The sequence below is a fragment of the Mycobacterium sp. Dal123C01 genome, assembly GCF_052566995.1.
On the sequence record NZ_CP199580.1, the window covers coordinates 5,403,662 to 5,421,507 of the forward strand.

Here is a 17,846-nt window from a genome sequence, read left to right on the forward strand (position 1 = left end):
AGTCCCTCGTCACCCTAGGTTGCAATCATGACTGTCGACTTCAGGACCCTCGGCCAAGAGCTCTCCAACTGGGGACGGTGGGGGCCGGCCGATCAGATCGGCACACTGAACCTGGTTACTGCCGCTCATATTCAGGCGGCTGCCCGCGAGATCCGCACCGGCAAGGTGTTCCAGTTGAGCATTCCCGTCGGAAAGGACGGCCCTCAAAATGGATTCATTGGTCGGGTCAATCCGGTACACCTGATGTCCGTACAACCCGGCGACTGGGATCGCGACGGCATGCAGGTGGCCGACGACTGGATCATGATGCCGTTGCAGTCCGGCACTCAATGGGATGCTCTGTCGCACATCGGCTACGACGGCAAACTGTATAACGGTTACGGCACCGAGCAAGTCAGCACGCTCAACGGCGCCGGGCAATTGGCGGTCGATGCTTTCAGCGATCGAATCGTCGGTCGGGGCGTACTGCTCGACATCGCACGACTGCATGGTGTCGATTGGTTGATGCCGGGCACCGCGATCACCGCGGCCGATCTCGAAGAAGCCGAACGCGCGCAGGGTGTCACCGTCGGTGATGGCGACTTCCTCCTGGTCCGCACCGGTTGGAGACAGCGCCTGGCGACCGAGGGGAAAGACGGCTGGATGGACGCCGAGCCCGGGTTGGGTATCGACTGCCCACGCTGGCTGCATGACCGCCGAGTCGCCGCGGTCGGTGCCGATAACTGGGCCATCGAGGTCATCCCAAGTCAGACGGCGATGATGCTGCCGCTGCACTGCATCCTGATCCGTGACATGGGCATGCCGCTGGCCGAGATCCTCGATCTGGAAACCCTGTCGCAAGACTGCGCGGCCGATGGCACGTGGAGCTTCATGTTCGTCGCCCCACCACTGCACATCAGCAATGCGGTCGGCTCGCCGACCACCCCGATCGCGATCAAGTGAACCCCTCTCATTGCTCCGCGTTCGTCGACCAAGCCACGCCAAGGCGGCGATAATCCGACGGGACCGAGAACAGCTTCGCCTTTTTGGAGAGGGTTATTCTCCCCAGTCGAGAGACGCATTACTATCAGCAGTGCATTGACGGGGTTGATGAGGTGTGAGTCGACCCTCTTGCACGACGATCGGAGCCCAACATCGACGCCTGGATTCTCGACGCGGTACGCACGCCCCGTGGGCGGGGCCGCCCGGACGGTGGATTGCACAACGTACATCCGCAGATGTTGTTGGCCAGTTGCCTGACGGCCCTGGCCAAGCGCACCGGCTTCGAGCCGGTGAACGTCGATGACGTGATTGTCGGCAACGGCATTCTCAGCGGTGACCACGGCGACGACATCGCGCGCCTGTCGGTGCTGTTGGCCGGCTGGCCGGAGACCGTGCCGGGAATGACGCTGAACCGCTTCTGCGGATCGGGTCAGCAGGCCGTCACCGTAGCGGCGTCGGCGATCGCCGCCGGTAGTGAGGATCTGGTGGTCGCCGGCGGAGTCGAATCGATGTCCCGGTGGGACGTCACGGCCGGAGTGCCGACGATCGACGGCAACAATGCGGACCTGCGCGCGCTGTATCCTACGGTGCCGCAGGGAATTTCGGCAGATCTCATCGCGACCCTCGAGGGCTTCACCCGCGAGGTCGTCGACGCCTACGCGGCGCAAAGCCAGAGCCGGGCCGCTGATGCGATCGACGAGGGAAGATTCGATCGCTCGCTGGTCGAAGTGGACACGCCCGACGGCGCATTCGCACGTGACGAACACCCTCGCCCCGGAACATCCACCGAGACGCTGGCGCGGCTGCGGCCGGCTTTTGCGGCGATGGGCGCCACATGTGCCGACGGTGAGCAACGCACGTTCGACGAGATCTGTCTCGAGCGCTATCCCAGCATCGACCACATCGACCACGTTCACCATGCGGGCAACTCGTCCGGGGTGGTCGACGGTGCGGCCGCCGTGTTACTCGCTTCCCCGAATTGGGCGCACGCCAACGGCGTAACACCGCGAGCGCAGGTTCGGGCCACCGCCGCGATCGGCAGCGATCCGATCATCATGCTGACCGCACCCGGACCGGCGGCGCAGCGCTGCCTGCAGCGCGCCGGCATGACCGTCGCGGACATCGACCTGTGGGAGATCAACGAAGCCTTTGCCGCCGTCCCGCTCAAGACGATCCGCGACCTCGAGATCGATCCCGACCTGGTCAACGTCAACGGAGGCGCGATAGCCCTCGGCCACCCGATCGGCGCCACCGGCGCCATGCTCATCGGGAGCATCCTCGACGAGCTCGAACGTCGGGATCTGACAACAGGACTGGTGACGATGTGCACCGGTGGCGGCATGGGCACCGCGACGATCATCGAGCGGGTGTGACCGTGCCGGGCACGCTCGAGCTCGACCGGCCGCGCGAGGGCGTCGTCATCCTGCGGCTGAACCGCCCCGAGCGCCTCAACGCGATCAACGCGGCCATGCAAACTGAATTGACCCAGGTACTGGGCGATTTAGCCGGCGACGACTCGGCGCGCGCCGTCGTCCTCACGGGCGCCGGGCGGGGCTTTTGCGCCGGAATCGATATCCGTGACTTCGGACCCGGCATGCTCGAGGCCACCGCCCCCGCATTGGAACGAATGCGGTTTCAGGAGAGGATGGCCGGCCTGGCCGAGGCGCTCCGCGCGCTGCCTGCGCCCGTCATCGCCGCGGTCAACGGCCCGTGCGTCGGAGCGGGCTTCGCGTTGTGCCTTGCGTCAGACATTCGGATCTGTTCGGCCACGGCATCGTTCGGCAACGCTGCGATCCTGCTCGGGTTGTCGGGCGCCGAGATGGGCATGAGCTATCACCTGCCGCGCATCGTCGGTACCAGTGTCGCGGCCGACTGGATGCTCACCGGCCGCACGGTGTCGGCGACCGAAGCCGATCGGCGCGGTCTGATCAGCGAGGTCGTCGAGCCGGATCGGCTCACCGACCGGGCGCTCGAGTTGGCGTCGCTGATCGCAGATCTCGCGCCGCTGGGCGTGCAACTGACCAAACGCGCGCTTCAAGTCAACACCGACGCGCCAAACCTCTCCTCGGCGCTGGAACTGGAGAACCGCAACCAAGTGATCTCGCATGCCACCGAGGAAGCCGCCGCGCGCCGGCAAAAGTGGTCTTCGGGACAGAGCCAGTGAGCGGTCCGCTCAACGGGGTCCGCATCGTGATGATGGGCGGCCTGGGGCCCGCGCCTTTCTGCGGGATGTTGTTGGGAGACCTAGGCGCAGACGTCATCCGCGTCGATCCCCTTGCCGGTGTCGACGGCCCACTCCCCATCGACTACACGGTCCGCCGTAGCCAGCGGTCGCTTGCCGCCGACGTCAAGGATCCCCGGGGCAGGGACCTCGTCTTCCAGCTGGTCGCCGACGCCGACGCCTTCGTCGACGTGTACCGCCCAGGCGTGGCCGAGCGGCTGGGCATTGGCCCCGATGCGCTGCAAAACCATAATCCGCGTCTTGTCTACGCCCGCATGACCGGCTATGGGCAGGACGGACCGCTGGCGGGCCACGCCGGCCACGACATCAACTACCTCGCGCTGGCCGGCGCCCTGCACGGCATCGGCACCGCCGAATCACCAATTCCGCCACTCAATTTGGTCGGGGACTACGGCGGCGGCGGCATGCTGCTCGCGGTGGGTCTACTCAGCGCGATCCTCGAGGCCCGCGAGTCGGGTGCAGGTCAGGTGCTCGACGTCGCGATGGTCGACGGCGTCGCAACCCTGCTGGCACCGTACTTCGGGATGGTGCCCGCCGGCACGTGGCGCGACCGCCGTCAGGACAACCTCCTCGACGGTGCCGCGCATTTCTACGGCGCGTATGCCACCGCCGACGGGCGTCACATCGCCGTCGGCGCGATGGAACCCAAGTTCTACACCGAACTCTGCGATCGCCTTGGCGTCGACGTGCCTCATGACGACGACGAGCCGGCCGCCTGGGCCGCACACCGCGCGGTGCTGGCGGCGCGCTTCGCCGAGAAGTCTCGCGACGAGTGGGAACGACTCCTCGACTCCCCGGGATGTTGTGCCACGCCGGTACTTTCGCTATCGGAGGCACCGCGTCATCCGCACCTTGTCGCCCGGGACACCTTCATCGACGTCGACGGGATCACTCAGCCCGCGCCGGCTCCACGCTTCTCACGCACCCGACCCGATGCGCCCTCGTCGCCGTCGTTGCCGGGTGATCACACGCACGCGTTGCTGCGTGAGATGGGATTCGACGAGACCGCGGTCACCGCACTCGTCGACGGCGGCGTGGTGGCGCAAAGCAGCTCGCACTGACCAACGAAGGGGACGACAGATGTCATGGGATTTCTCCACTGATCCGGAGTGGGCGCAACAACTCGAATGGGTCGAGGACTTCGTGCGCACCGAGTGCGAGCCGATCGACCTGATTGTCAAGGAGTCGCACGATCTCAACGATCCGGTGCGCCAGGCGCTGATCCCGCCACTGCAGGAGATCGTGAAGCAGCGCGGGCTGTGGGCCACGCACCTCGGTCCGCATCTGGGCGGCCCGGGCTTCGGTCAGGTGAAACTGGCTCTGCTCAACGAGATTCTGGGCCGCTCGGAGTGCGCACCGATCGTGTTCGGGTCGCAGGCACCCGATTCCGGCAACAGCGAGATCCTCGCGCGCTACGGCACACCCGAGCTCAAAGCTCGCTACCTCGAGCCGTTGCTGGACAACCGCATCATCTCCTGTTTCTCGATGACCGAGCCGCAGGGCGGCGCCGACCCGAAGGTCTTCACCACGTCCGCGGTGCCCGACGGCGATCACTGGATCATCAACGGGGAGAAGTGGTTCTCGTCGTTCGCCTCGATGGCCTCGTTCATCATCGTGATGGCGATGACCGATCCCGACGCACCTCCCTATCAGCGTTACTCGATGTTCGTCGTCCCCGGCGACACGCCTGGTATCAACGTGATGCGCGATGTCGGACTGGGGTATCAGCCCGTCGGCGGCGGGCGCGAAGGCTACGTCCGCTACGAAAACGTGCGGGTGCCGGCCGATCACATGCTGGGCCCGCGCGGTGGGGCTTTCGTGGTGGCGCAAACCCGGCTCGGCGGTGGTCGCATCCATCACGCGATGCGCACGGTCGGCTTGGTTCGCCGGATCTTCGACATGATCTGCGAGCGGGCCGTGTCGCGCTATACCCAGGGCGAGGTGCTCTCCAACAAGCAACTCGTGCAGGAGATGGTCGCCGACTCATGGATGGAGATCGAGGCGTTTCGGCTGCTGACTCTCCAGACCGCGTGGAAGATCGACCAATTCAACGACTACAAGGCGGTGCGCGCCGACATCTCGGCGGTCAAGGCGATGATGCAGAAGGTGCTGCACGATGTGTCGGCGCGGGCGCTTCAGCTGCACGGATCGTTGGGCACCACGCATGAAATGCCGTTCGTGCAATACCTGGTGGAGTCCTTTGTCCTCGGTCTTGCCGACGGCCCGACCGAAGTGCACAAGGTGACGCTGGCCCGGCTGCTGCTCAAAGACCGCGAGCCCGCACCCGATCTGTTTCCCTCCGAACACCTGCTGCGGTTGCGCGCGGCCGCCGAGGCCAAGTTCGCCGACAAACTGGCGGGGATCCCCCGCCACTAGCCGCGATCACACCGCTGTGGTCACGCCGACGTAGGACAGCACCACGTCGGAGAGATCCGTCGACCGGGTCAGCGTTGCGTAGGACCGAATGAACGACTGGCCCACGCAACCGTCGATCTTGACGTGGAAGTTGCTGATCATCACCCACGGGTTAGAGCCCCTGAACTGTTTTTTGGTGACCGGGACCACGATCACGAAGCCGGGCTTGAGTCCCACGTTGATCGAGCCGCCCACCGGGGCGGAAATCACCGGCAGCAAGTTTCCTGGTATGGGAAACGCGCCCGTGAAGCCGAGCGACGGGGTGAGCCCGGCATTACCGCCCAACTCGACGCCATTGGACGTGCTCATGTCGATTCCACAACCGATCTCGTAACCCACTTCGAGGAGGCCCTGCGCCAGTTCGGGGCCCCTTAGCGAACCGACGAATATTCCGCTCGAGAGGTATTCCCGAGACGAGACGGCGGTGGTCAACGGTGCCACGGGGGCTTGCATCTCGTCCTTGGCGCCGAGCCCGAGGATCCAGCCGTCGGGTGTATTGACGGTTGCCGGAGGATTCGAGGGCACCCGCCCGTCGTTCGGTGCCGAAGCGGCAACGGGCTCAGCCTCCGGGTCACCACCCGCCGCCGGAGCCACGATCACGGACATGGCAAGGCAAACGGCAAGCACCGCACCACGACGTACGACCAGGGCAATCGGCCTCACGGCAACAAGCTATGTGCCGCGATCTCCAAGCAGCGTAATTTGCTGGCCAGCCGAGTAAAGTTGTGTTGAGTTTGTAACTCATATGCGATGTGCGTTCGGCACGCTGGCATTTCCCCAGGCAGCCGGCGAAATCGCTAGAATTGCGGCAATGATGCACCGCAGACGACAGAGAGGGCGGCGATGAAAACTCGTTCGTACGCTCGCGGGCTGCTCGCCGGTGCGATCAGCGTCGTGGCGCTGGTGGGCGCTACCGGCGTGGCGCAGGCGGCCCCGGGCCCGACTCCCCCGCCGCAGCCGCCGACACTCAACCAGTTGGAGACGATCGACGCTCCCTCCATCTATACGAATCCGGCCGACCGAGGCCGTCCGTCCGAGAAGAACTGGGACGGTTTCGGAATGTATTGCCAAAATATTTTTGTCCGGTGCGGCTAAGCGACCTTCCGTCGCCTTAGTCCACGATCGACCGGGCGCGACTCAATAGCCGCGGCAGCGTGGACGCCATGGCTTCCAATTCCTCCCGTGGAGCGCGCCGTCGGCGATTGTGCTTGACGATCAGCGACCACGTCGCCGCCGACTTGAAACAGGCCAGCGCGCAAAACCAGGCCAGGTCGGCGACCTCGTGCCCCAGCTCGTGCTGGTAGATCTCGGCAAGTTCGGCGATCGGCGGTGCCATACCGTCGGCGGCCGGGACGCGTCGGTAGGTATCCGGGTCGCAGTTGATCAGGAACCAGCCCGCGTCGATACGCGGATCACCGATCGACCAGATCTCCCAATCGATCACCGCGTTGACGCTCGCTCCGACGGCCATCAGGTTGCCCAGCCGGAAGTCACCATGCACAACGCTGGGCCCGACAGCCGTTGGCGCGCAGCGCAACAACGCGTCGCGGACGCCTTGCCAGCCGGGAACCAGCGCCACATCGACAGTCTGCAACGTCTGACACCAGCGCTCGACTTCTGAGACCGGATCGATGACCGGTTCCCCATCCAGCCCGAGTTCACTCGGCGACACACTGTGCAGCGCGGCCATCGCCCGGCACGCATTGCGGTAGCGCTCGACCACCTCGGGTGTCGGCGGGCAACCGTCGAACAGCGGCTCGACGCAGTCACCTTCGACGTGGGACATCACAAACAGCGGAGGGACCAGCGGTGGATCTCCCGGGTTCTCCCACAGCACCTCGGGAACCGGAACCCGAGTAGCGGCAAGGGCTTTGATGATGCGAGCCTGCCGCAGCACATCCCGGTGCGCGATCGGCTCAACGCCTGGCGGGGCGAGCTTGATCACCACTGGTCTGCCGGATCGTGCGCCTCGGAAGGTGAAGCTGGACGCACCGCCGGCCAGCGCAGTGACGTCGGTGACGTTGGCAGCCGCGAGTCGCTGTCGCAGCTCGTCGAGGTCGACCTCGACCATCAGCCGGTGGGCTGAAACCAGCCGACCTCAGCGAGGAAGGGCTGGGTATGGGCGATGCGCCCGGTCAGGGTTTTCGGATCTCCCGTGCACAACCGGAACGCGGTCTCGGTGATCAGTTCGATGTCCTCGGTGTCCGTCTTGGCCAGGTCGAGGGTGCCTGCTCCCGGGGTCGCCACGGGGTTGGACGGGGCGGCGGCGTTGACGGCGATGCCGTCGTCATACAGTTCTGCGGCAAGGCTTTTGGTGAGCCGGTTGAGCCCGGCCTTGACTGTGCCGTAGATGCCGAAGCCTGCTGTTCGGTCGAATTCGGAGAATGGTGGGCCGGGCGGTAAGTCGCCACCAACCGAGGTCACGTTCAGAATCCAGCCCCGCCCGCGGTCGCGCATCGCGGGAATCGCCAACTGGCTCAAATGCAATGGCCCGAGGACATGCATCTCCATCATCAGCCGGGCGCGCCGCTCGGGAAAACCGTCGAGGGGGCGGAGGAAGGTGACCGCGGCGTTGTTGACCAGGATGTCGGGGGCGCCGACGGCGTCGCTCACTTCACCGAACAGCCGTTCGCGTTCCTCGGCTTGTGACAGATCTGCCTGGACGGCGATGGCCCGACCGCCCGCCTCGACGATCTCGTCGAGGGTCTCGCGCAGGGATCCGTGGTATTTGGGATCGGGGTCCATCGTGCGGGCGGTCAGCGCGACCGTGGCGCCCCGGGCGGCAAACCGTGCGGCGATCGCTTTGCCCAGCCCCCGGCTGCTTCCCGTGACCAAAGCCACCATTCCGTCGCACCGTTGGTTAGCGCTCATCGTCGACCTCCTCGGACACCCTGGCAACGGAAACGGCTTCTCCAAACTAGAGAATGCCATTATCGCTGACCGATCCGAAGTATAGGCACAGCGCCCTGGCATCGTGGCTCAAATCGTGGGGATCGTGTCGTCCTAGCCACTCACAAGATGGCGGCGGTGGCCCTAACGTTCTCGCCATGCAGCTCATTTCAGCTCTCCCCGACACCTCCGTCGCGCAGGCGGCCATCCGGTTGGCGCAGTCGACCGAGTCGCCGTCAGTGTTCAACCACAGCGTGCGCAGTTACCTGTTCGGTGAGCTGGTCGCGGCACACGAAGGAATGCGCCCGGGCGCGGACTACGACGGGAACGCCCTGTTCTTGGGGTGCGTGCTCCACGATCTCGGCGTCGGCTCCGCGGCGCCCGGCAAGGCGAGGTTCGAAGTCGAAGGCGCTGACCTCGCGGCGACACTGCTGACCGAACAGGGCTGCGAGCGCACGCTGGTCGACGGCGTGTGGGAGGCCATTGCCTTGCACACCTCGATGGGCATTGCCGACCGGTTCGGAGCGCTGTGTCACCTGGTTCGCAGCGGTGTGGGCCTGGATTTCGGCCGCAATGCCGAATTCATCGACGAGGAAATCGCCGTGGCGATCCACTCCCGCTATCCCCGGCTTTCGATGGCGCGCACGCTGCTGGATGCGGTCGCCGCGCAGGCACAGTCCAGCCCCGAGGCAGCTCCGCCCTATTCGTTTCCCCACCAAGTGCTGCGTGAACGCGAGACCGACGGCGTCACGCTGCTGGAACTCGCGGCGTCGCACGGCCGGTGGGGCGACTGAGTCCGCTTGGCGTCGACGCCAAGCGTCGACCGAGTCCGATCAGCGTCCACGCCACGCGTCGATCGAATAGCGGCCCCCGCCCACGAAGACCAACAGCAAGAAGCCAAAGCAGAAGAGTATCGCCGGCGTACCGCCGTTGCCGGCCGGTGGATCACCGATCGGCCACAGCGAATGCGGCTGATGCATCCAGAAGTATGCAACCGCCATGTGGCCGGAAGCGATGAATGCGCCTGCGCGAGTGAATAATCCGGTACCAATCAGAAGCCCCGCGACAAGTTCGATGAGTCCGGCATACCAGGCTGGCCACGCCCCGACCTCGACGGGCACACTCGGGCGGACGGGCCAGCCGAACAACAGCATCGAGCCGTACCCGGCGAACAGGAATCCATAGACCAACCGGAACAGGCTCAGCACGGCCGGTGTGTAGCGGTCCAGGCGGTGGTTGAGTTTTGTCGTCACAGGGCAACGGTACGGCCGCCGACCGACGGGTGGTGTAGACACATCCGTATGCAAGGAGGCGCGTACACGTACCTGCTCCTGTTCGGCGCGATCATCACGGAAGTGGCGTCGACCAGCCTGCTCAAGAGCACCGAAGGTTTCACCCGTCTCTGGCCGACCGTGATTTGTCTGATCGGCTACGGCGCCTCGTTCACACTCTTGGCGTGGTCGATCCAGCGCGGTATGCAGACAGACGTCGCCTATGCGTTGTGGTCGGCGATCGGCACGGCGGCCATCGTGCTAATCGCGGTGCTGTTTCTGGGCTCCCCGATCTCGGTCGCGAAGGTCGTCGGCATTGGGCTGATCATCGTCGGCGTGATCACGTTGAACCTGTCCGGCGCCCACTGACGCGACGACGACGTGCGTCCAGCCGAGCAGTCGCTGCCATAGCCGGCGCCGGCTCGATGCCATGTTGTGACAGTGCGCGCTGTCGGCCAATAGGAACGTGGTGACGTCGGGGCTACTGCAATACAGGCCGGCCTCAGCGCGCGGGTCTGGTGAGACGTCCACCGCGCCGAAGCCCAGGAGCACCGGTACGTCGATCAGCGCGGCGTGCTCGGCGACAATGCCGGGGACCATGGCGGTACCGAAGACCCGCGGTACCACCGACTTCGTCGTCACAGAGTCGGCTGCTACGACGTCGGCGGGAACGTCGTCAAGGTGAAACCAACTCTGCATGTGCTCGCGGGGGCCTTCGGAATACGGTTCGGGAAGAGCGGAAAGGATCTGCTGCGCAAGCGCCGCACGGCCGTGGGCAGTCGCCGCGCTGGCGATGATCGCCGGATCCAGATTCAGCTGCGCGACATGCTGATTGGTACATCCCAAAATCGCCAGCGCCGCGTAACCGGGAAACAGCGCCTGCTGAGTGATCGCCAGGTAACCGCCCAGCGAATGCGCGACGGCGACAGGCGGCGCGTGGTTGCCTGTTGCGGTGGGCAGCGCGGCGACGGCACAGGCGAGTGCGGCCGCGATATCGCTGAAGCCGAAATCACGCGCGGGTTTGGAACTTTCCCCCGTGCCTAACGGATCGATTGTCAGGACGGCATAACCGTTCTCGGTGGCGAAGTCAGCGAAGCTGTATCCACTATGGCCGACAACGTGGAGGTCCCAGTACTCGCGGCTGTAGGTACCGCCCGGCAGGCAGACGAGCACCGCGGGGGCCGCAATGCGGTTGCGTGGCGGATAGTACGTCGCTGCCAACGATGCCCGCTCCCCGACCACGTCACTGACGTCGAAACGCATCGGGGTTCGAACCTGGGCGGAAGTCATATTATGAGCGGGGATCGCCGGTTAGCCCTGGGCCACACCGAGATCTGCGATCGCCTTTGCGACTCCGGCACCATAGTCGGGATCGGCTTTGGCGTATAGAACTTGAGGGCGAACCCGCGGATATCGCGTACCGCGTCCGCCGCGCCCCGTTCGCCGGCGACCACAGAGAATCGCGCAAACATCTCGGTCTTCTTGCCGACCTCGGAGAAGATCTTTGCGCAGCTGTACTTGGTGATGTCATTGGTGACGGTGAACGTGCCGTATGCCCCTGAGCCTTTCGCGTGCATGCGTCGCTCGGGGATAAGTTCGCGGGAAAAGTGCGCCAGCTTCTCCAGATACCAAACGTCCTGCAGGAGCATGGGGCCCCGGGGGCCCGCCGTCTGGACGTTGTTGTTGTCCACCACCGGCGCACCGCCCGCCGTGGTGAGTTTTCCATCGCGTTTGCTGCCCATGATTCAGCCGGCCTCCTCTCGACTCATCCCACTCCCGATGGCCGCCGAATGCAACAGGTCCAGCGAACGCACTCCAGCATCCGGACCAGGACTCCAAGAATTCGTAGAGGTCACTAAGCGAACCTTTCTCTGATAGTCGCTTCACCACTGCGAAGCCTGTCGAACAGGACACCGGATGATCAGGATTGCGACCGTGGCCCGCACGGCAGCCCTCGCACTGCTGACCGGTGCGGTCGCGCTGGGGTTGGCGGTGGGCAGTGCTCAAGCCGCTCCCGGCCCACCCCGCGGCGCGGGCACGTTCTACGGCGACCCCACCGCGGCCGCCCCGTTCTGGCGCTACCAGCAATCCGACGACGACTGCGTGGAGATGGCAGTGGCCGACGTGGTCGGTGAGCTGACCGGCAAGCAGCCATCCGAGCACCAGATCGTGAAGCTGGCTCAATCGACTCCCAGTACGGTTCACGCCGGACCGATCTACACCAAGCCGAAGAAACACAAGAGCGGCGAAGGCACCTCGTTCGACGATGAGCCGACGCTGTTGGCGCACTACGGCATCCGCGCCGTAAGTACCGACAAGGAAAGCGCCGCAAAGACCGGTGTCGCGACCGGCATGGTGGCGCTGGAGCAGGATCTGGCCAAAGGCCGCAAGGTCATTGCGGCAGTCAACGCCGAAATCATCTGGGGTGACCCCGTCGAAGACAAACCCTCGGACGCGAACCCGAGGCGAACCACGCCGTGGTGGTGACCGGTGTCGACACCGCGGCCGGCATCGTGCACCTCAACGACAGCGGCAGCGAGCAGGGCCGCGACGAGCAAGTCCCGATCGACGTGTTCATCCGGTCGTGGGACAGCGGCGACGATCAGATGACGGTTACCAGCTAGGCGCCCCGTCAGCTGTTGTCAGCGCGATTGTTTGCTGGCATTGTCAGGATCAAAGCGGCTGTATCGCAACATGTCTCAAACCGCCGAAGCCGGGCGTGCCCTTATGGCGCGCCAGAAAGGGGAACGTCGTGAAGATGCGGGCGGCTCGGATGCACGGGTACAACGAGCCTTTGCGGCTCGAAGAGATCGCCGTGCCCGACTTCGGCCCCGATGAGGTCCTGGTGAAGGTGGCCGCCGCCGGCATGTGCCGCAGCGATTACCAACTGGTCGACGGCTATTTCGAAGAAGGCATCCCGATGACGTTTCCGATTACCCCGGGGCATGAGGTCGCCGGACGGATCGAAGCGCTGGGTGCCGATGTGCCAAGCTTGGCCGGCCTGGCGGAGGGCGACCTGATTGTGGTCAACCCGAATTGGGGCGACGGCCAATGCCGCCAATGTCACGAAGGCAATGAGCAGATCTGCGCCAACGGACAACTGATGGGATTCGGGCCGCCCGGTGGTTTCGCCGAGTACGCGCCGGTGCCCTACCGCCACGTCATCGGCATACCGGAGCGCCCCGATCAGAAACCCGAGACGCTGGCCCCTCTGACGGACGCCGGACTCACTCCGTATCGCGGTATGAAGAAGCTTCTGGCCGCTGGAAAGCTCGGCGCCGGCCGCACCGTGGTCGTCAACGGCATCGGCGGGCTCGGCGGCTACGGCGTGCAGTACGCCAGGCTGCTCGGCGGAGGAGCGACCGTGGTGGGATTCGCCCGCAACGACGAAAAACTTGCTGTGGCACGGGAAAACGGCGCCCATCACACCGTCAACACCCGGAACAAGACGGCCGAAGATGTGCAAAACGAGCTGGAAGACCTGACCGGCCGACGCGACGTCGACGCCGTACTGGACTGTGCCGGCGCCGAAGAGTCATTGGCGCTTGGCTTTGCGATCCTGGCGACAGAGGGCGCGCTCACCTCGGTAGGCCTGATCGGACAGCGCGCGCAGCTGGCGCTGTTCCCCTTCGTGAGCGGAGAGAAGTCCTACTTCGGATCCTTCTGGGGCAACTACAACGATCTGACCGAAGTCCTCGCCCTCGCCGGCGAAGGCATGATCAAACACAACATCATCCCGGTCAATTTCGACGACATCAACGAAAGCTTGGAGGCGTTGGGCCGCGGCGACATGGTGGGACGCGCCGTCGTCATCTACTAGGCCGCATCCTGGGCACGGCTCGGGCGTCTGGTGGACGGGTCCTGGCAGGCGTGGTTGATCCCGGGCAGCACCTGGTGCGCGACGTCGGCGCCGGTGCGGATGGTCACCCATGCCGTGATTCCACCGATCAGGCAGACGCCCGCGGTGATCAGCATGGCCAGCGAAAAGCCGGGGCCGAGCGGTTCGCCGGGGCCCGCGCGGATACCGGCCGCGACCGGCAGCACGGCGACGGCGAGCAGCCCGGCGACGCGCGAGATGGCGTTGTTGACACCGGATGCCGTGCCGGCAAAGGTGTCGGGGACTGCGGAGAGCACCGCCGAAGTCAGCGGCGCCACGGTGACCGCCAGCCCGAGGCCGAACACGACGACGGCGGGCAGGACCGCACCCAGATAAGTCGTCCCGGGCACGACGCGGGCCATCAACGCCACGCCGAGTGCGGCGATGAGCGGTCCGACGGTCATGGGGACCCGCGGGCCGGTTCGCTGCGCGAGCGCGCCTATCCACGGCGAACCAATCAACATGATGATCGTCATGGGTAGCGTCGCCAGCCCACTCCGTAGCGCGGAGTAGTGCAGGCTTTGTTGTAGCTGCAAGACCAACAGGAACAACGCACCACCGACCGCGGTGTACACGGCCAGGGTGGTGAGGTTGGCGCCGGTGAATTGCCGGGAACGAAAGAGGTTGAGAGGCAAGAACGGTGACTGCACCCGCTGTTCGATCAGCGGGAAGGCAACCAACCCTGCTATGCCGACGATGACGGCGGTCACGGTGGCGAACGTCCAACCGTGAGAGGGAATTTCGATCAGCGCGTAGACCACCCCGGCTAATCCGGCTGCGATAGCGGCAGTTCCGAGGATGTCCGGGCGGCCGGAGGCGGTGGGATTCCGGGATTCGGGGACATGGCGGGTCGCGATCCACGCCACCGCCACGGCGAGCGGAACATTCAAGTAGAACACCCAGCGCCACGACGCCGAGTCCACCAGCCAGCCACCGATGAACGGTCCCAGTGCCGTCGTCACTCCGGACATGCCTGCCCAGATTCCCACCGCGCGGCCGCGGTCGTCATCGGTGACGCCGGCGTCGATCAAGGCGAGGCTGCCGGGCACTAGTGCGGCCGCCCCGACACCTTGCACCAGCCGGGCGCCGATCAACCAGCCGATGGTCGGGGCCAGGCCGCAAGCCAGCGACGCCACGGTGAAAACGGCCAGCCCCCCGAGAAAGACCCGCCGGCGGCCGTAGCGGTCGCCGGCCGCGCCTCCGGAGAGCAGCAACGCGCTCAGGCTCAGGAGGTAACCATCGAGGACCCACTGCTGGCCGGTCAGGTCGGCACCCAGCTCGCGGCCGATGGTCGGCAGCGCGACGTTGACCACGGTGCCGTCCAGCATGGCCACTCCAGAGCCGAGGACGGCCGCGGCGATCAGCCAGCGCGCACCGGTCGACGCCAACGGCACCTGACGTGGCTCGACGATTCCACCGCTCGTCGGATGGTCCACAGCAGAGAATTCTGCGCCGTCTTCGCCCCCGCCGGCAACGCCATTTCGTCGCCAGTGCGTGGACTCACGTTCACGCGACAGACGCCAATTGCGCGCCTCGTGTGCAAACGTCACTGACAAACTCAGGACCTGCGCGCCGCGGGCACTTCGATGCGATACTGCCACCATCTCTAGGGAGTAGGACTCACCATGACCGATGTCGATCAGACAGCCTCCGCCAGCAGTTCCGTGCGGCCCGACCTGGTCGAGCCGACCCGCACCGGGATGCAGGCCGCCGCGCTACAGCGAGCGATCAACGACCACCTGCGCTACTCGATCGGTCGCCCGGCCGCGGCCCGGCGACCCGAGCACTACTACCGGGCGCTCGCGCTGGCTGTGCGCGACCGCATGCAGGATCGCCGAGGAGTATCGACGCAGACCTCACTCGATCTCGGGCGCAAGGTGACTTGCTACCTGTCGGCCGAATTCCTGATGGGTCCGCAGCTGGGCAACAACCTGCTGAACCTTGGCCTGGAGCGGGCAGCCCACGAGGCGCTCGCGGCAATGGGCCAGAATCTCGACACGGTGCTGGCGTGCGAGGAGGAACCCGGACTGGGCAACGGCGGCCTGGGCAGGCTCGCCGCGTGCTACCTGGACTCGCTGGCCACCCTGGAGCGTCCGGCGATCGGCTACGGGATCCGTTACGAATACGGCATCTTCGACCAGGAGATCCACGACGGTTGGCAGGTCGAGAAGACCGACAACTGGCTCGCCAACGGAAACCCGTGGGAGATTCACAAGCCCGACGTCAGCTACCTGGTCAAGTGGGGCGGCTACGCGGAGCACTACACCGACGATGCCGGCGGCGAGCGGGTCCGCTGGGTGCCGGGCCGACTACTCAAAGGCACCGCCTACGACACGCCCATCCAGGGTTACGGCGTCAACACCTGCAACGTGCTGACGTTGTGGAGCGCGCGGGCCGTCAATTCGTTCGCGCTGGAAGCCTTCAACACCGGCGACTACTACAAGGCGGTCGAAGACGAAGTCACGTCGGAGACGGTCACCAAGGTGCTCTACCCGAACGACGAACCCGAGGCGGGTAAGCGGCTGCGCCTGCTCCAGCAGTACTTCTTTGTCTCCTGCTCGCTACAGCACGTGTTGCACATCGTGGACGACCTAGCTGACGTGTCCATTAAGGAACTCCCCGAGCGATTCGCGTTGCAGCTCAACGACACTCACCCGTCGATCGGGGTCGCCGAGCTAATGCGGCTGCTCGTCGACGAGCGCGACCTCGCGTGGGACGAGGCGTGGGAAATCACCGTCGCGACGTTCGGCTACACCAACCACACCCTGCTGCCTGAGGCGCTGGAAAAGTGGCCGCTGGAGATGTTCTCGGAATCGCTCCCCCGCCACCTCGAGATCATCTTCGAGATCAACCGGCGGTTCCTCGACGAGGTACGCAGCCGGTTCCCCGGTGACGAGGACAGGATCCGCCGGATGTCGTTGATCGGCGAGGACGGTGGCAAGAACGTTCGGATGGCCCACCTGGCCACCGTGGGCAGCCACGCCATCAACGGTGTTGCCGCACTGCACTCCGAATTGCTGAAAGCCAGTGTGCTCAAAGACTTCTACGAATTATGGCCGGAGCGGTTCAGCAACAAGACCAACGGCGTGACGCCACGGCGGTTCCTTGCACTGTCCAACCCCGGGCTGCGAGAGCTGTTGGACCGCACCATCGGTGAAGGCTGGCTGACCGATCTGTACCGCCTGCGCCGGCTGGAGCCGCTGGTCGACGATGCCTCCTTCCGGGCGCAGTGGCGCGACGTGAAGCGCAGCAACAAGAACCGCCTCGCCAAGTACATCCAGTCGGTGGCGGGCGTGGAGCTGAACCCCAACTGGATGTTTGATGTCCAGGTCAAGCGCATCCACGAGTACAAGCGCCAGCACCTCAACGTGCTGCACATCGTCGCGCTCTACCATCGGCTCAAGCAGAACCCCGGACTGTCGATTCCGCCGCGGGCCTTCATCTTCGGCGGTAAGGCCGCGCCCGGCTACTTCTTGGCCAAGCGGATCATCAAGCTGATCAACTCGGTCGGTGAGACGGTCAACGCCGACCCGGATGTCAACAAGTTCATCAAGGTGGCGTTCGTGCCGAACTTCAACGTGCAGAACGCGCACATGATCTATCCGGCCGCCAACCTGTCCGAGCAGATCTCCACCGCGGGCAAGGAGGCCTCGGGCACCGGGAACATGAAGTTCATGATCAACGGCGCGCTGACCATCGGCACGCTGGACGGAGCCAACGTCGAGATGCGCGAAGAGGTCGGGCCGGAGAACTTCTTCCTGTTCGGTCTGACGGAGCAGGAGGTCCAGGACCTCAAGGCCAAGGGATACCGGCCGGCCGACTACATCGACGGAAATGACGAGCTGCGTGCGGTGCTGGATCTCATTGCGGGCGGAACGTTTTCGCATGGCGACACCGAGGTCTTCCAGCCGCTGGTAGACAACCTGCGCTACGACGACCCCTTCTTGGTGTGCGCCGACTTCGCGTCCTACGTGGAATGCCAGGACCGGGTGAGCGCGGCATGGCTCGACGGGGAGTCGTGGACGAAGATGTCCATCCTGAACACCGCACGCAGCGGCAAATTCTCGTCGGATCGCGCCATCACGGAATACTGCGACGACATCTGGAAGGTCTGGCCACTGACCGTGACGATGTAAGCCGTCCGGGCTGGGGTGGGCTCGGCCGTTTAAGC

16 protein-coding genes and 2 pseudogenes are annotated in these 17,846 nt (G+C 65.2%); 11 read left to right on the plus strand and 7 right to left on the minus strand.

What is annotated here, in order from left to right; translation table 11 throughout:
• The first annotated feature begins 27 nt into the window (after positions 1-27).
• From ACTXG5_RS25230 to ACTXG5_RS25250, 5 genes are all read left to right on the plus strand, one after another.
• Positions 28-942, plus strand: coding sequence for a cyclase family protein (locus ACTXG5_RS25230; RefSeq protein WP_445161385.1), 915 nt, complete (start codon positions 28-30; stop codon positions 940-942).
• A gap of 203 nt (positions 943-1,145) precedes the next feature.
• A complete protein-coding gene (locus ACTXG5_RS25235; RefSeq protein WP_445164587.1) occupies positions 1,146-2,354 on the plus strand; it encodes an acetyl-CoA C-acetyltransferase in 1,209 nt (402 codons plus the stop codon).
• Positions 2,351-3,145, plus strand: coding sequence for an enoyl-CoA hydratase/isomerase family protein (locus tag ACTXG5_RS25240; RefSeq protein ID WP_445161386.1), 795 nt, complete (start codon positions 2,351-2,353; stop codon positions 3,143-3,145). Before ACTXG5_RS25235 ends, ACTXG5_RS25240 begins: the two co-directional genes overlap by 4 nt.
• Positions 3,142-4,284 (plus strand): CaiB/BaiF CoA transferase family protein, encoded by a 1,143-nt coding sequence (locus ACTXG5_RS25245; protein WP_445161387.1) that lies wholly within the window; start codon positions 3,142-3,144, stop codon positions 4,282-4,284. Before ACTXG5_RS25240 ends, ACTXG5_RS25245 begins: the two co-directional genes overlap by 4 nt.
• Positions 4,285-4,303: 19 nt before the next feature.
• Positions 4,304-5,599, plus strand: coding sequence for an acyl-CoA dehydrogenase family protein (locus ACTXG5_RS25250; protein ID WP_445161388.1), 1,296 nt, complete (start codon positions 4,304-4,306; stop codon positions 5,597-5,599).
• A gap of 6 nt (positions 5,600-5,605) precedes the next feature.
• Here the strand turns inward: ACTXG5_RS25250 and ACTXG5_RS25255 are convergent, their stop codons facing one another.
• Positions 5,606-6,286: an MspA family porin gene (locus ACTXG5_RS25255; protein WP_445164588.1), complete on the minus strand. Its 681-nt coding sequence runs from the start codon at positions 6,284-6,286 to the stop codon at positions 5,606-5,608.
• A 195-nt stretch (positions 6,287-6,481) separates the two neighbouring features.
• Here ACTXG5_RS25255 and ACTXG5_RS25260 point away from each other — a divergent pair, with 195 nt between their 5' ends.
• Positions 6,482-6,733, plus strand: coding sequence for a hypothetical protein (locus ACTXG5_RS25260; RefSeq protein ID WP_445161389.1), 252 nt, complete (start codon positions 6,482-6,484; stop codon positions 6,731-6,733).
• A 16-nt stretch (positions 6,734-6,749) separates the two neighbouring features.
• Here ACTXG5_RS25260 and ACTXG5_RS25265 read toward each other — a convergent pair whose 3' ends face one another.
• Together ACTXG5_RS25265 and ACTXG5_RS25270 are read right to left on the minus strand one after the other, a co-directional pair.
• The gene (locus ACTXG5_RS25265) at positions 6,750-7,709 is read right to left on the minus strand and encodes a phosphotransferase family protein (RefSeq protein WP_445161390.1); all 960 of its coding nucleotides are present in this window, start codon (positions 7,707-7,709) and stop codon (positions 6,750-6,752) included.
• On the minus strand, positions 7,709-8,509 hold the full coding sequence (locus ACTXG5_RS25270) for an SDR family NAD(P)-dependent oxidoreductase (protein WP_445161391.1): 801 nt from the start codon (positions 8,507-8,509) through the stop codon (positions 7,709-7,711). Before ACTXG5_RS25270 ends, ACTXG5_RS25265 begins: the two co-directional genes overlap by 1 nt.
• A 176-nt stretch (positions 8,510-8,685) precedes the next feature.
• Between ACTXG5_RS25270 and ACTXG5_RS25275 the strand changes: the two genes are divergently transcribed.
• On the plus strand, positions 8,686-9,321 hold the full coding sequence (locus ACTXG5_RS25275) for an HD domain-containing protein (protein WP_445161392.1): 636 nt from the start codon (positions 8,686-8,688) through the stop codon (positions 9,319-9,321).
• A 39-nt stretch (positions 9,322-9,360) separates the two neighbouring features.
• Here ACTXG5_RS25275 and ACTXG5_RS25280 read toward each other — a convergent pair whose 3' ends face one another.
• The gene (locus ACTXG5_RS25280; RefSeq protein WP_445161393.1) at positions 9,361-9,780 is read right to left on the minus strand and encodes a DoxX family protein; all 420 of its coding nucleotides are present in this window, start codon (positions 9,778-9,780) and stop codon (positions 9,361-9,363) included.
• Positions 9,781-9,828: 48 nt separating this feature from the next.
• Between ACTXG5_RS25280 and ACTXG5_RS25285 the strand changes: the two genes are divergently transcribed.
• Positions 9,829-10,167: a DMT family transporter gene (locus ACTXG5_RS25285; protein WP_445161394.1), complete on the plus strand. Its 339-nt coding sequence runs from the start codon at positions 9,829-9,831 to the stop codon at positions 10,165-10,167.
• On the opposite strand, the gene ACTXG5_RS25290 is transcribed toward ACTXG5_RS25285, so the two are convergent.
• Positions 10,060-11,061, minus strand: a complete 1,002-nt coding sequence (locus tag ACTXG5_RS25290; protein WP_445161395.1) for an alpha/beta hydrolase — start codon at positions 11,059-11,061, stop codon at positions 10,060-10,062. The two genes, ACTXG5_RS25285 and ACTXG5_RS25290, sit on opposite strands and share 108 nt — an antisense overlap.
• 119 nt (positions 11,062-11,180) lie before the next feature.
• A pseudogene (locus ACTXG5_RS25295) lies at positions 11,181-11,540 on the minus strand (catalase); the annotation flags it as partial.
• A 175-nt stretch (positions 11,541-11,715) separates the two neighbouring features.
• Between ACTXG5_RS25295 and ACTXG5_RS25300 the strand changes: the two are divergent.
• A pseudogene (locus ACTXG5_RS25300) lies at positions 11,716-12,422 on the plus strand (hypothetical protein).
• Positions 12,423-12,556: 134 nt separating this feature from the next.
• Positions 12,557-13,618, plus strand: coding sequence for an NAD(P)-dependent alcohol dehydrogenase (locus ACTXG5_RS25305; RefSeq protein ID WP_445164589.1), 1,062 nt, complete (start codon positions 12,557-12,559; stop codon positions 13,616-13,618).
• On the opposite strand, the gene ACTXG5_RS25310 is transcribed toward ACTXG5_RS25305, so the two are convergent.
• Positions 13,615-15,111, minus strand: coding sequence for an MFS transporter (locus ACTXG5_RS25310; protein ID WP_445161396.1), 1,497 nt, complete (start codon positions 15,109-15,111; stop codon positions 13,615-13,617). The two genes, ACTXG5_RS25305 and ACTXG5_RS25310, sit on opposite strands and share 4 nt — an antisense overlap.
• Before the next feature lie 189 nt (positions 15,112-15,300).
• On the opposite strand from ACTXG5_RS25310, the gene ACTXG5_RS25315 reads away from it, so the two are divergent.
• Positions 15,301-17,811, plus strand: a complete 2,511-nt coding sequence (locus ACTXG5_RS25315; RefSeq protein WP_445161397.1) for a glycogen/starch/alpha-glucan phosphorylase — start codon at positions 15,301-15,303, stop codon at positions 17,809-17,811.
• Positions 17,812-17,846: the final 35 nt, after the last annotated feature.

Coding starts and splice junctions, on each gene's coding strand:
- ACTXG5_RS25250 (WP_445161388.1), top strand. CDS start 4,304: ATGTCATGGGATTTCTCCACTGATCCGGAGTGGGCGCAACAACTCGAA.
- ACTXG5_RS25265 (WP_445161390.1), bottom strand. CDS start 7,709: ATGGTCGAGGTCGACCTCGACGAGCTGCGACAGCGACTCGCGGCTGCC.
- ACTXG5_RS25315 (WP_445161397.1), top strand. CDS start 15,301: ATGACCGATGTCGATCAGACAGCCTCCGCCAGCAGTTCCGTGCGGCCC.
- ACTXG5_RS25270 (WP_445161391.1), bottom strand. CDS start 8,509: ATGAGCGCTAACCAACGGTGCGACGGAATGGTGGCTTTGGTCACGGGA.
- ACTXG5_RS25305 (WP_445164589.1), top strand. CDS start 12,557: ATGCGGGCGGCTCGGATGCACGGGTACAACGAGCCTTTGCGGCTCGAA.
- ACTXG5_RS25285 (WP_445161394.1), top strand. CDS start 9,829: ATGCAAGGAGGCGCGTACACGTACCTGCTCCTGTTCGGCGCGATCATC.
- ACTXG5_RS25230 (WP_445161385.1), top strand. CDS start 28: ATGACTGTCGACTTCAGGACCCTCGGCCAAGAGCTCTCCAACTGGGGA.
- ACTXG5_RS25290 (WP_445161395.1), bottom strand. CDS start 11,061: ATGCGTTTCGACGTCAGTGACGTGGTCGGGGAGCGGGCATCGTTGGCA.
- ACTXG5_RS25260 (WP_445161389.1), top strand. CDS start 6,482: ATGAAAACTCGTTCGTACGCTCGCGGGCTGCTCGCCGGTGCGATCAGC.
- ACTXG5_RS25275 (WP_445161392.1), top strand. CDS start 8,686: ATGCAGCTCATTTCAGCTCTCCCCGACACCTCCGTCGCGCAGGCGGCC.